The 12,234-nt window shown below is 73.2% G+C and carries 9 protein-coding genes and 1 pseudogene; 5 read left to right on the forward strand and 5 right to left on the reverse strand.

Annotated features, from left to right (window positions below):
* Positions 1-29 precede the first annotated feature (29 nt).
* A complete protein-coding gene (locus tag ACSSS0_RS11340; protein WP_487228031.1) occupies positions 30-1,400 on the forward strand; it encodes a sulfate adenylyltransferase subunit 1 in 1,371 nt (456 codons plus the stop codon).
* Entirely contained in the window at positions 1,388-2,611 is a 1,224-nt protein-coding gene (cobA, locus tag ACSSS0_RS11345) for a uroporphyrinogen-III C-methyltransferase (protein WP_487228032.1), read from the forward strand. Before ACSSS0_RS11340 ends, cobA begins: the two co-directional genes overlap by 13 nt.
* Before the next feature lie 377 nt (positions 2,612-2,988).
* Here cobA and ACSSS0_RS11350 read toward each other — a convergent pair whose 3' ends face one another.
* Positions 2,989-3,543 carry a hypothetical protein gene (locus ACSSS0_RS11350; RefSeq protein WP_487228033.1) on the reverse strand — a complete coding sequence of 185 codons (555 nt, stop codon included), beginning with the start codon at positions 3,541-3,543 and terminating at the stop codon, positions 2,989-2,991.
* A 97-nt stretch (positions 3,544-3,640) separates the two neighbouring features.
* Here ACSSS0_RS11350 and ACSSS0_RS11355 point away from each other — a divergent pair, with 97 nt between their 5' ends.
* On the forward strand, positions 3,641-6,667 hold the full coding sequence (locus ACSSS0_RS11355) for an alpha-mannosidase (protein WP_487228034.1): 3,027 nt from the start codon (positions 3,641-3,643) through the stop codon (positions 6,665-6,667).
* A 29-nt stretch (positions 6,668-6,696) separates the two neighbouring features.
* On the opposite strand, the gene ACSSS0_RS11360 is transcribed toward ACSSS0_RS11355, so the two are convergent.
* Positions 6,697-7,650 (reverse strand): phosphotransferase enzyme family protein, encoded by a 954-nt coding sequence (locus ACSSS0_RS11360; protein ID WP_487228035.1) that lies wholly within the window; start codon positions 7,648-7,650, stop codon positions 6,697-6,699.
* 30 nt (positions 7,651-7,680) lie between these two features.
* A complete protein-coding gene (locus ACSSS0_RS11365) occupies positions 7,681-8,280 on the reverse strand; it encodes a hypothetical protein (protein WP_487228036.1) in 600 nt (199 codons plus the stop codon).
* Between the two features lie 137 nt (positions 8,281-8,417).
* On the opposite strand from ACSSS0_RS11365, the gene ACSSS0_RS11370 reads away from it, so the two are divergent.
* A complete protein-coding gene (locus ACSSS0_RS11370) occupies positions 8,418-9,062 on the forward strand; it encodes a GNAT family N-acetyltransferase (RefSeq protein WP_487228037.1) in 645 nt (214 codons plus the stop codon).
* Positions 9,059-9,421: pseudogene (locus ACSSS0_RS11375) on the forward strand (P-loop nucleotide/nucleoside kinase family protein); the annotation flags it as partial. The gene ACSSS0_RS11370 and the pseudogene ACSSS0_RS11375, both read left to right, overlap by 4 nt.
* A gap of 237 nt (positions 9,422-9,658) precedes the next feature.
* Here ACSSS0_RS11375 and ACSSS0_RS11380 read toward each other — a convergent pair.
* Together ACSSS0_RS11380 and argE are read right to left on the reverse strand one after the other, a co-directional pair.
* Positions 9,659-10,942 (reverse strand): MFS transporter, encoded by a 1,284-nt coding sequence (locus ACSSS0_RS11380; protein WP_487228038.1) that lies wholly within the window; start codon positions 10,940-10,942, stop codon positions 9,659-9,661.
* Positions 10,943-10,980: 38 nt separating this feature from the next.
* Entirely contained in the window at positions 10,981-12,180 is a 1,200-nt protein-coding gene (gene argE / locus ACSSS0_RS11385) for an acetylornithine deacetylase (protein WP_487228039.1), read from the reverse strand.
* Positions 12,181-12,234: the final 54 nt, after the last annotated feature.

Genomic DNA, 12,234 nt, shown 5'->3' on the forward strand with positions numbered 1-12,234 from the left:
CGGGGGCCCCACGACAAGGACACCCTGAGATGAGCGCCACCACCACGCCCGTCCTCGACCCGGCCGCCGTCGCCGGGGCCGCCCGCGGCACGCTACTCCGCCTCGCCACGGCCGGCTCCGTCGACGACGGCAAGTCGACCCTCGTGGGTCGGCTCCTGCACGACACGAAGTCGGTGCTCTCCGACCAGCTCGCCGCCGTCGAGCGGGTCAGCCGGGACCGCGGCCTGACCGCCGCCGACCTCGCCCTGCTCACCGACGGGCTGCGGGCCGAGCGCGAGCAGGGCATCACCATCGACGTGGCCTACCGCTACTTCGCGACGGCGAGCCGCTCGTTCGTCCTCGCCGACTGCCCCGGTCACGTGCAGTACACCCGCAACACGGTCACCGGCAGCTCCACCGCCGACGTCGTCGTCCTCCTCGTCGACGCGCGCAAGGGGGTGCTCGAGCAGACCCGCCGCCACCTCGCCGTGACCGCGCTGCTCCGCGTGCCGCACGTCGTCGTCGCCGTCAACAAGATCGACCTCGTCGACTTCTCGCAGGAGGTCTACGACCGGGTCGAGGCAGAGGTGCAGGCGGTGGCCCGCGAGCTCGGTGTCGTCGACGCCATCGCCATCCCGGTCAGCGCCCTCGACGGCGACAACGTGGCCGAGCGCTCGCCGCGCACTCCCTGGTACGACGGTCCGAGCCTGCTCGAGCTGCTCGAGGCGCTCCCGCCGTCGGACGACCCGGCGAACGAGTCCTTCCGCCTGCCGGTGCAGCTCGTCATCCGCCCCCAGGGTGCGGCCCGCGACGAGGCGCACCGCGACTACCGGGGGTATGCCGGCCAGGTGGCCTCGGGCGTCGTGCGCGTCGGTGACGAGGTGGTGGCCCTCCCGTCCGGCCGCCGCACGACCGTCGCCGGCATCGACCTCGGTGACCGTGAGCTCCAGGAGGCCTTCGCGCCGCAGTCGGTGACGCTCCGCCTCGCCGACGAGATCGACATCTCGCGGGGCGACGTCATCGCCGCGGCCGCCGACGCCCCGGAGCCGACGCAGGACATCAAGGCCGTCGTCTGCTGGCTCGGTGACGCGCCCCTGCGGCCCGCCCAGCGCCTCCTGCTCAAGCACGGCTCGCGCACGGTGCAGACCGCGGTGCGCTCGCTCGACGGCGCCCTCGACCTCGACGACCTCCACGCGGTCCCCTCGGAGGCCTTGTCCCTCAACGACATCGGCCTCGTGACGCTCCGGCTGGCGGCTCCGGTCCCGGTCGAGAACTACTCGACCTCGCGCCGCGGTGGGTCGTTCCTGCTCATCGACGCGCACGACGGACGCACGGTCGCCGCGGGCATGGTGGGCGCGACGCTCCCGACGGCGGCCGACGCCCCGACGCAGCCCGAGGGTGACGAGGAATGGGAGATCTGAAGCCGGCCCTGCCGGTCGTCCTCGACCTGACCGGCCGGCTCGTCGTCGCGGTCGGCGGTGGCCCCGTGTCCGCGCGCCGGGTCCGGGCCTTCCTCGACGAGGGCGCGGTCGTGCGGGTCGTCGCCCCCTGGCTCTGCGAGGACCTGCGCTACTTGGCCGTCGCCGGTCGGGTCGACTGGCTCGAGCGCGACTACGCCGGGCCCGCCGACCTCGACGGCGCGTGGTTCGCCCACACCGCGACGGGCGAGCCGTCCGTCGACCGCGAGGTCGCCGCCGACGCCGAGGCCCTGCGCGTCTGGTGCGTCGACGCGACCGACGCCGCCGGCACGACCGCGAGCGTCGCCGCCCGCGCCGACGTGGCCACCCCCGACGGCCGCGTCACCGTGGCTGCGTATGCCGCCGGCGACCCCGGTCTGGCCGTGACGGTCCGCGACGGGGTCGAGCGGGCGCTCGCCTCGGGCACCCTCGACCTGCGCCGCACGCGGACGCACGGCCGACGCGGCTGGGTGGCGCTCGTCGGTGGCGGGCCGGGAGCCGACGGCCTGCTGACGACCCGTGGCCACGAGCTGCTCGCCTCGGCCGACGTCGTCGTCGTCGACCGGCTCGCGCCCCGCGCCGTCGTCGACCGGCTGCCCGCGTCGGTGCGCGTCATCGACGTCGGCAAGACGCCCGGCCACCACCCGGTGCCGCAGTCCCGGATCAACGACATCCTCGTCGAGGAGGCCCAGCGTGGCCTCGGGGTCGTCCGCCTCAAGGGCGGTGACCCCTACGTCCTCGGGCGCGGGGGCGAGGAGCGCGACGCGTGCCAGGCCCACGGCATACGGGTCGAGGTCGTGCCCGGCGTGACGAGCGCGGTGAGCGTGCCCGCGGCGGCCGGCATACCCGTGACCCATCGCGGGGTCGCGCGCGGCTTCACGGTCGTCACGGGCCACGACGACATCCCGGTCCTGCCGACCGGCGGTGACCACACGCTCGTCCTGCTCATGGGTGTGACCCAGCTCGCCCGGACGACCGAGCTGCTCGCCCTGCACGGCCGGTCGGCCGACTGTCCGGTCGCGGTCGTCGAGCGCGGCTTCGCCCCCGACCAGCGCACGACCGTCGGCACGGTCGGCACCATCGCCGAGCTCGCGCGCGAGCGGGGCGTGCGGGCTCCCGCGGTCGTCGTCGTGGGCGACGTCGTGCGCCTCGGCCCTGACTGGCAGCAGCGCTGACCCGTCCCAGCAGCGCCGGTCCCGCTCACCGGCCCCGCAGTGCTGATGCGCCACTGAGCCGTATGCCGCCCGCTCAGCCGTGTGCCGCAGGCTGAGCAGTCTTGGACGCGCGCCCGCTCTCGGCTATCGTGGTCGCGAACGCATACCCCCATGGGTATCTGTCGACCAAGGAGAGCGACCATGTGCCGAGCGGCCACCTGCAAGACCTGCGGCAAGACGACGTGGGCCGGCTGCGGCCAGCACGTCGACCAGGTCATGCGCAACGTGCCGACGGACCAGCGCTGCCCCGGCCACGCGGAGTCGGAGAAGGCATCCGGTTCCGGTTCCTCAGCCGCATCCTCGGTCGCGGCTGACGCACGGCCCGCCACCGGTCCCGCTCAGCCGAGCGCGGCCGCCTGGGCCTCCACGATCGCGGCGAGCTGCGGCCACCGGACCGCCTCGGCCCGTCCGCCGAGCGCCGCGACGACGACGGTGCTGCCGGCGACGCACCACACCGTGAGCGTGCGCGAGTGCTCGCCGTCGAGGACGAACGGCTGCTCGGCCGCCTCGACGTGCGTCGTGCCGGCCACCTCCGGTGCCTCCACCGCTCGCAGCTCGCCGACGTCGGAGAGGCCCTTGCTCTGCGGCATCGTCCGCGGCAGCGAGCGCAGCTCGGTGAGGGCCGCGCGGGCGTCCTCCGGTGACGCGAAGGGGATGACCTGGATGAAGAGGTCGGCCCGACCGACCTCCTGGTAGCCGCGCACGCTCGTGACCGACCGGATCGCCCGCGCCCGGGTGATGGCCTCGCTCGTGCTGCCGCTCGCCCCGGTGCGGTAGGTCCGCCCGCCGCGCGCGATCCACGGGCCGCCGGGCACGTCGCCCGCGGCCAGGCAGGCGTTGCGCGAGCCGATCGACTTGACCTGCGCGAGCATGAGGCGTCCGATGTTCGTCACGCGGTCACGATATGCCGGGGGTCGCCACTCGCGGGGATCGGCCGGGTCGTGTCGACGGACCGAGACCGTGGACCCCCCGCACTCCCGAGAGGCAGCCATGCACGACGACATCCCCCTGACCGTGGGGCGCGTGACGCGCGTTCTCAAGGAGCGCATCCTCCCGGCCGTCCACGCCGATTCGGTGCCGCTGACGGCCCAGTGGCACGAGCTGCCGGGCGAGCCCGTGGCGCCGGCCGAGGGCCTCGCCCTCGACTACACGCCGTATGCCGTCGGCACCCCGTGGGGCGCCGCCTGGGGCACGACGTGGTTCCGGCTCACCGGGCAGGTGCCGGCGCACTGGGCCGGGCGCCGCGTCGAGGTCGTGGCCGACCTCGGCTTCGACCGCGACATGACGGGCTTCCAGTGCGAGGGGCTCGTCTACCGCGCCGACGGCACGCCGGTGAAGTCGCTGAACCCGCGCAACCAGTGGGTCCTCGTCGCGGACGAGGCCGAGGCCGGGCAGGCCGTCGAGCTCTACGTCGAGGCCGCCTCGAACCCGATCCTCGTCGCGGGCAACCCCTTCGTGCCGACGAGCGAGGGTGACATCGTCACGAGCTCCTCGAAGCGCCTCTACACGACCGGCCGCCTCGACCTCGCCGTCTTCGAGCGCGACGTCTTCGAGCTGGCTCTCGACGTCGAGGTGCTGCTCGAGCTGCAGGCCGAGCTGCCGGCCGGTCCGCGCCGCATGCAGGTGCTCCAGGCCCTCGACGACTCCATGGACCGCCTCGACCTCCAGCACGTGGCGTCGACGGCCGCCGAGGCACGCGCCGCCCTCGTCGACGTGCTCGCGCGGCCCGCCGGGGCGAGCGCGCACGAGATCTCCGCCGTCGGCCACGCCCACATCGACAGCGCGTGGCTCTGGCCCGTGCGCGAGACGATCCGCAAGGTGGCCCGCACGACGTCGTCGATGGCGACGCTCATCGACGAGACCGACGACTTCGTCTACGGCATGTCGAGCGCCCAGCAGTACGCATGGATCAAGGAGCACCGGCCGGAGGTCTGGGAGCGGGTCAAGGCGGCCGTCGACGCGGGCCGCTTCGTCCCGCTCGGCGGCATGTGGGTCGAGAGCGACACCGTCATGCCGTCGGGCGAGTCGCTCGTGCGCCAGTTCCTCCACGGCCAGCGCTTCTTCGAGACCGAGCTCGGGATCCGCTGCCGCGGCGTCTGGCTGCCCGACAGCTTCGGCTACTCCCCGGCGCTGCCGCAGCTGATGCGACGGGCGGGCTTCGAGTGGTTCTTCACCCAGAAGATCTCGTGGAACCAGGTCAACACGTTCCCGCACCACACCTTCCTCTGGGAGGGCATCGACGGCTCCCGCGTCCTCAGCCACTTCCCGCCGATGGACACCTACAACGCGCAGCTCTCCGGCGCGGAGGTCGCCCTCGCCTCGCGCCAGTTCCGCGAGAGCCGCGTCGCCACCGGCTCGATCGCGCCGGTCGGGTGGGGCGACGGCGGTGGCGGCACGACCCGCGAGATGACGGGCCGCGCGAGCCGCCTCGCCGACCTCGAGGGCAGCCCGAGGGTGCGCTGGGAGCACCCCGACGCCTTCTTCGACCGCACCCGTGAGCAGCTGCCGCACGCGCCCGTCTGGGTCGGTGAGCTCTACCTCGAGCTGCACCGCGCGACGCTGACGTCGCAGCACCGGACGAAGCAGGGCAACCGTCGCACCGAGCACCTGCTCGTCGAGGCGGAGCTGTGGGCGGCCACGGCCGCGGTGCGGACGGGGACGGCATACCCCCACGACGAGCTCGACGCGCTGTGGCAGCAGGTGCTGCTCCAGCAGTTCCACGACATCCTCCCGGGCACGTCGATCGCGTGGGTGCACCGCGAGGCGGTCGAGCAGTACGCCCGGGTCACCGAGGCGGCCGAGGCGATCGTCGCGCGGTCGCTCGCGGCGCTCGTCGGTGAGGGGGACGTCGTGGTCGAGGCCAACGCGGCGCCCTTCGAGCGTGCCGGGGTGCCGGCCGGCGGCGTCACGCCCCTCGAGGCACACGGCCGCGGGGCGTATGCCGTGTCGCTGGTCGAGCGCGACGGCGGCTGGGTGCTCGACAACGGCGTCGTCGCCGTGACCGTATCGGCCGAGGGGCTCCTCACCTCGGCCGTCGACCTCGCGACCGGACGCGACGCCATCTCGCCAGGCCGCGAGGGCAACCTCCTCCAGCTGCACGAGGACGTCCCGAACCGGTGGGACGCGTGGGACGTCGACCGCTACTACCGCAACCGGGTCACCGACCTGCGCGACGTCTCCGCCCTCACGGCGGCGGTCGACGACGAGGGCGTGGCGCGGGTCGTCGTCGAGCGTCAGATCTCGGCGGACTCGACCGTGCGACAGGAGCTCTCGCTCGCACCGGGCGCGCGTCTCCTCGAGATCTCGCAGCAGACCGACTGGAACGAGACGGAGAAGTTCCTCAAGGTCGCCTTCCCGCTCGACGTGCGCGCCGAGCACGTCGCCGCCGAGACGCAGTTCGGCTTTCACCGCCGGGTCACGCACACGAACACGAGCTGGGAGGCGGCGAAGTTCGAGACGTCGATGCACCGCTTCGTGCTCGCCGAGGAGCGCGGCTTCGGGGTCGCGCTCGTCAACGACTCGACCTACGGGCACGACGTGACCCGCGACGTCGTCGGCGACGACGTCGTCACCACCGTGCGGCTGTCGCTGCTCCGGGCTCCGCGCTTCCCCGACCCCGAGACCGACCAGGGCGTCCAGACCCACCGCTACGGGCTCGTCGTCGGTGCGGACGCCGACGTCGCCACCAGGGAGGGCGCGCTCATGGGCACGCCGGCCCGCCGGGTCAGGGGCGCTCACGGGGTCGCACCGCTCGTCACCGTGACGGGTGAGGGCATCGTCGTGTCGAGCGTCAAGGAGGCCGCCGACCGCTCGGGCGACCTCGTCGTCCGGGTCTACGAGTCGCTCGGCGGACGGGCCCGCGGCGTGCTGCGCCTCGACCTCCCGGTCGCCTCGGTGACGACCGCGACGCTCCTCGAGGAGCCGCTCGACGACGGCGGGGTCGCGGTCACCGACGGCGACGTGCCCATCGTGCTGAGCGCGTTCGAGGTGCGGACCCTGCGCGTCGTCCGGGCCTGAGGGGGACGAGCCCCCGGTGCCCTCCGACGTCAGGTGACGGCTGCGAGCACCCGGTCGATGCGCGGCAGGGTCACCGGGTCGTCGGGGATCTCGAGGAACCAGGCCGCGAGGCGCTCGCGCTCGGACTCGCTGCTCGCGCCGACCCAGCGCGAGCAGGCGAGCTGGCCGATGTGGGCCTGCTCGGCCACGAGCATCGTGAAGTGGCCCCGCCGCGTGACCCGTCCCGGGCCGCCGGCCTCGCGGTATGCCGTGTGGAGCAGCCGCGCCCGCGCCGGGTCGTCGTCGCCGAACTCGAAGAGCACCATGGCGAGCTCCTGGCTCGGGTCGGCCGGGCCGAGGTTCTCGAAGTCGATGACGCAGACCTCGCCGCCCACCGTGGCGAGCACGTTGTCGGCCCAGAGGTCGCGGTGGCAGACGATGGTCGACTCGTGCGGCTCGACGACCGACTCGACAGCGACGAGCTCGTCCACGAGCGCCCCGAGCTGCCCGGCGAACGGCGCGCCCTCGTCGAGCACCCGCTGGTGCAGGTCGCGCCAGCGCTGCTCGCCGAAGCCGGTCGCGAACCAGTTGTCGACGGCCTCGTCCGACGGCGCACCCGCCCGGTGCAGCCCCGCGAGGGTGCGTCCGACCGCGACCGGGTCGAGCCGGCGCGTGCGCGGTTGCAGGTCGACCCACTCGAAGACCCGCACCGCCGTGTCGCCGTCGGCCGTGCGGACGGTCGTGGCCACGTCTCCGGTGGTCGTGTGCCGGATCTGCGGTGTGACGACCCCGTGCCCGCGGGCCGCGTCGACGAGGTCGGCGTCCCTGGAGGCCGCGTCGAGGTCGGGCGTCGCGAACCACTCCTTGACGGCGTGGCTCTCTTGCCCCGTGTCGAGGCGCCACACCTGGCCGAGCTGACCGCGCGCGACCGGCCCGGTCAGGGTCGCGGTCCCGTCGAGGCCGTAGGCGTCCGCGACCTCCCGGGCCGCTGAGGGGGTTAGCATCGGATCTCGCTCGCGCTCAGGCGATCCCGGTCACGGCAGCAGGCGCCAGACGGCGACGCCGACCGTGACGACGGCGAGTGCGAGGGAGGCCCATCCGAGGGGCGACCGACCGGAGCGTCCACGACCGAGCAGGAGCAGCAGGGCGGCGAGGACGGACAGCACCGCTGCGACGACGGTCTCCTCGGCGCCGAGGTCGATGGTCCGGATGAGGATCGTGTCGGTGAGACCGTTGCGGGTCAGGAAGCCGAGCACGCGGATGAGGACGAAGAGCCACCAGCCGACGGTGATCCAGAAGAGCGCCACCCCGATCTGCCCGAGGAGCGGGTCGACGGTCTCGTCGGTGACTCGGCCGGGAGTGGGGCTCGCCGACCAGACCGGCTGCCCGGCATACGGATTCGGCGGCACGGGTGGAGCGGACGGTGGCGGGGCGGGCCACGACGGGTCGGCCGTGGGCAGCTCCCGCGTCGGCTCGAAGACGGGGATGGCCTGCGTCGGAGCCGCAGCCGCAGGCGTCGTCGGTCCGGCTGCGCCGGCACCCGGGCCGCGCGGCACGTTGGGCACGGGGACCGTGAACTGCTCGTCGGGGACCGTCGGCCCGGTGGACCCGCCTGAACCGGGGGTGTCGCTCATGGCGACAACGTACCTCTCGACCCGGCGCCCCGGCGGGGGCCGCTGTCGATATCCGGGTGCGTCGGTGCCGTCGGGTGGGGTTGGATCCTTGGCGACGGCCGGGCGAGCCACGGCCCGCGAGAGGAGAGTGACCGACCGTGATCAGCTATCCGCTCCTCGACGTCCGCGTGACCACGCCGACGCTGGAGCTGCGTGGCGCCACGGACGACCTGCTCGACGAGCTCGCGGACGTCGTGCGCTCGGGCAGGACCCACGCCGACCCGCCTCCCTACGACGACCCGATGTCGTTCTACGAGCCCGATCCGGACCTGCGCGTCGCGAGATGGCTCCGGGCGATCTGGCGCGGCCGCGGCCGGGTCGAGCCCGACGCCTGGCGCCTCTACCTCGTCGTCATGGTCGACGGCCGTCCCGTCGGGGAGCAGACGCTGAGCGGCGTGAGCTTCTCGACCCTCGGGACCGTCACCACCTTCTCGTGGCTCTCGAGCGACCTCCGCGGCCGCGGGCTCGGGCGCGAGATGCGCGAGGCGGTGCTCCACCTCGCCTTCGACGGGCTCGGCGCGAAGGAGGCCGCCAGCGACGCCTTCATCGACAACGAGGGCTCGAACGCGGTCTCCAGAGGGCTCGGCTACGCACCCAACGGCACCGAGTGGGCGACGCGGCAGGGCCAGCCGGCCCTGCTCAACCGCTGGCGACTCACGAGGGAGGTGTGGGAGTCGCGACGCCGGGACGACATCGAGCTCCACCACGTCGAGGCCTGCCACGCCCTCCTCCCGCTGTCATGAGCCCGACCCTGTTCCTGACCGTGGGACTGCCCGGCACCGGCAAGACCACGACCGCCCGGCGCCTCGAGGTCGAGCGCGGCGCCCTTCGCCTGACGAAGGACGAGTGGGTCAAGGCGCTCTACGGGAGCGAGAACCCGCCGGCGGCCCAGGACGTCATCGAGGGCCGCCTCGTCGAGGTCGGCCTCCGCGCCCTCGAGCTCGGCACCGACGTCGTCATCGACTTCGGCCTCTGGTCCCGGGACGAGCGTTCCTCCCTACGCCAGGCAGCCGCGGACCGAGGTGCGGTCGTCGAGATCCACTACGTCGAGCTCACCCGCGCCGAGCAGCGCCGTCGCCTGGACCAGCGTCTGGCCGATGCCTCACACACGACGTGGCACATGTCCGAGTCGGAGCTCGACGCCTGGGCCGCGAGCATCGACGTCCCGACGCCCGGTGAGCTCGACGGGAGTGAGCCGGTCGACGATCCTCCGGCCGGCTTCGCGACCTGGGACGAGTGGCGCCGTCGTCGCTGGCCCCGTCCGTCTGACGCCCGCCCGACGGGGGGGTATGCCGTCCGCGACGTAAGCGGGCACGCCGACGTCGCGGACGGCCGGTGCTCAGGCGGCGCCGTAGCGTCGGCGGGCCACCGTCAGCCCGACGAGCGAGACCACGGCGACCACCATGTAGTAGACGCTGGGAGCGTTGAGCGAGCCGGTGAGGCCGATGAGCCAGGTCAGCACGAGCGGGGCGATGCCGCCCATGACCGTGACGCCGACGTTGTAGGCCACGGAGACGCCGGTGGCGCGCACGTCGCTCGGGAAGAGCGTCGTCAGCAGGGCCGGCAGGGGGCCGAAGTAGAAGGCCATGATGACGCCGAGCACCCCGATGGACACGACGAGGACCGGGACCGTCGGCGAGGCGATGACGATGGCGAAGAGCGGCCACGCGAGCACGAGCGCACCCACGGCGGCCCAGACCATGATCCGGGCCGGTCCGACCCGGTCGGCGAGCCGGCCGACGAGCGGGACCCCGACCATCGTCACGATGCCGGCGACGACGCCACCGAGGTAGGCGGCGCTCGCCGGCACGCCGAGGTTCTTCACGGCATACGTCGGCATGAAGAGGATGAGGTAGACCGAGATGGTGGCGACGCCGACGCAGGCCGAGCCGGTGAGCACGCGCCCCAGGTGCTCGGTGAAGGTCGCGCGGATCGGGGCCTCGTGCGGCGTGCTGTCGGTGAACTCCTTGGGCTCGGAGAGGCGCGCCCGGATGTAGAGGCCGACCGGGCCGATGAGGCACCCGATGATGAACGGGATGCGCCAGCCCCAGGAGTAGAGGTCCTCCTTGGACAGCTGGTTGAAGAGCACGTAGCCGAACGCCGACGCGAGGAACATCGAGATGCCCTGGCTCGCCACCTGCCACGAGGCGTAGTAGGCCTTGCGGTGGGGTGCGGTCTCGACGAGGAACGTCGTCGCCGAGCCGAACTCGCCGCCTGCCGAGAAGCCCTGGACGAGGCGCGAGACGAGGATGATGACCCCGGCCCAGGCGCCGACCATGGCGTGGGTGGGCGCGGCCGCCATGAGGACGGTCCCCACCATCATGAGCAGGAGGGTCAGGGTCAGCGCCTTCTTGCGTCCGTGCCGGTCGCCGTAGCCGCCGATGAGCATCCCGCCGAGCGGCCGGACGAGGTAGGAGATGGCGAACGTCGCGAACGTGAGGATCAGGCCCAGGGTCTGGTCCCCCTCGGGGAAGAAGTTCTCGGCGATGACGATGGCGAACGAGGCGTAGACGATGATGTCGAACCACTCGAGCGCGGCGCCGATGGAGCTGCTCAGCACGGCCTTGCGGGCTTCGGCCAGGCGCTCGGGAGTCACGTCTGTCGGTGTGGCGGTCAGGGTCATGGTTTTCCTTCGGGACGGCGTGGGAGGTGGGGCGGAGGTCACGCGCTGAGGTGGGTCAGGAGGTTGGCGAGGAACGCGTCGCAGCGCTCGATCTGGTCGATCGCGACGAACTCGTCCGGCGCGTGGGCCTGCGCGATGTCGCCGGGGCCGCAGACGACGGTCGGGATGCCGGCCCTCTGGAAGAGGCCGGCCTCGGTGCCGTAGGCCACCTTCTCGGTGGAGGCCTCGCCGCCGAGCCGGGTCACGAGGTCGATGACGTCCTCGTCGTCCGGGGTGTCGAGGCCGGGGGCCTGGGCGCCGATGGACACCTCGACGCGGGCGTCGGGGTTCTCGTGACGCATCTCGGCCTCGATGCGACGCGCCTCGGCCCGGAACGTCTCGACGGTCGCGTCGACGTCCACCGCGCCGACGGCGCGGAACTCGAAGGTGAGCGCGCACTCGGCCGGGACGGTGTTGACGGCGATCCCGCCCTCGATCTGGTTGACGGTCGCCGTCGTGAAGGGCACGTCGTAGTGCTCGTCGAACGGGCCGTCGGTGCGGAAGCCGTCGGCGACGCCACGGACGAAGCGGACGAGCTGGGCGGCATACTCGATCGCGTTGACGCCGAAGGGCGTCCGCGAGGAGTGGGCCGCGACGCCGTGGAAGGTCACCTGCAGCATCGTCAGCGACTTGTGGCCGCGGATCACCCGCATGCTCGTCGGCTCGCCCACGATGCAGGCGCGGGGGCTCAGCCCGCGCTCGACGATCGCGTCGACGAGCGAGACGGCGCCGACGCAGCCGACCTCCTCGTCGTAGGACAGGGCCAGGTGCACCGGCTCCCGGAGCGGCGTGCTGCCCAGGGCCGGCACGGTGGCGAGGACGGACCCGATGAAGGCCTTCATGTCGCAGGAGCCGCGGCCGTAGAGCCGGCCGTCGCGGATCTCGGGGACGAACGGCTCACTGGCCCAGTCCTGCCCGTCGACCGGCACGACGTCGGTGTGCCCCGACAGGACGACGCCACCGGTGGTCGCGCCGTCCGCGGCCGGGAAGGTCGCGAGCAGGTTGGCCTTGGTGCCGTCGTCGTTCGTGACGAGGACCGGCTCGACGCCGTGCTCCCGGAGGTACGCGGCGACGAGGTCGATGAGCGGCAGGTTGCTGTCGCGGCTCGTCGTGTCGATCTCCATGAGCCGCGTCGCCCAGTCGAGGCCGGCCGGCTGGGTGGGTCGCGTCATCTCGCGGGTCGCGCCTTCGGGAGGCATCCGTCGCTCCTGTGTTCGTCGTGGGTTCGTCGTCGGTTCGTCGTCTGGTGGTCG

Source organism: Terrabacter sp. R4-6 (genome assembly GCF_057529065.1).

Bases quoted from the DNA above. Each gene is read 5' to 3' on its own strand.
- ACSSS0_RS11340 (WP_487228031.1), top strand. From the start codon at position 30: ATGAGCGCCACCACCACGCCCGTCCTCGACCCGGCCGCCGTCGCCGGG.
- cobA (WP_487228032.1), top strand. From the start codon at position 1,388: ATGGGAGATCTGAAGCCGGCCCTGCCGGTCGTCCTCGACCTGACCGGC.
- ACSSS0_RS11355 (WP_487228034.1), top strand. From the start codon at position 3,641: ATGCACGACGACATCCCCCTGACCGTGGGGCGCGTGACGCGCGTTCTC.
- ACSSS0_RS11360 (WP_487228035.1), bottom strand. From the start codon at position 7,650: ATGCTAACCCCCTCAGCGGCCCGGGAGGTCGCGGACGCCTACGGCCTC.
- ACSSS0_RS11365 (WP_487228036.1), bottom strand. From the start codon at position 8,280: ATGAGCGACACCCCCGGTTCAGGCGGGTCCACCGGGCCGACGGTCCCC.
- ACSSS0_RS11380 (WP_487228038.1), bottom strand. From the start codon at position 10,942: ATGACCCTGACCGCCACACCGACAGACGTGACTCCCGAGCGCCTGGCC.
- argE (WP_487228039.1), bottom strand. From the start codon at position 12,180: ATGCCTCCCGAAGGCGCGACCCGCGAGATGACGCGACCCACCCAGCCG.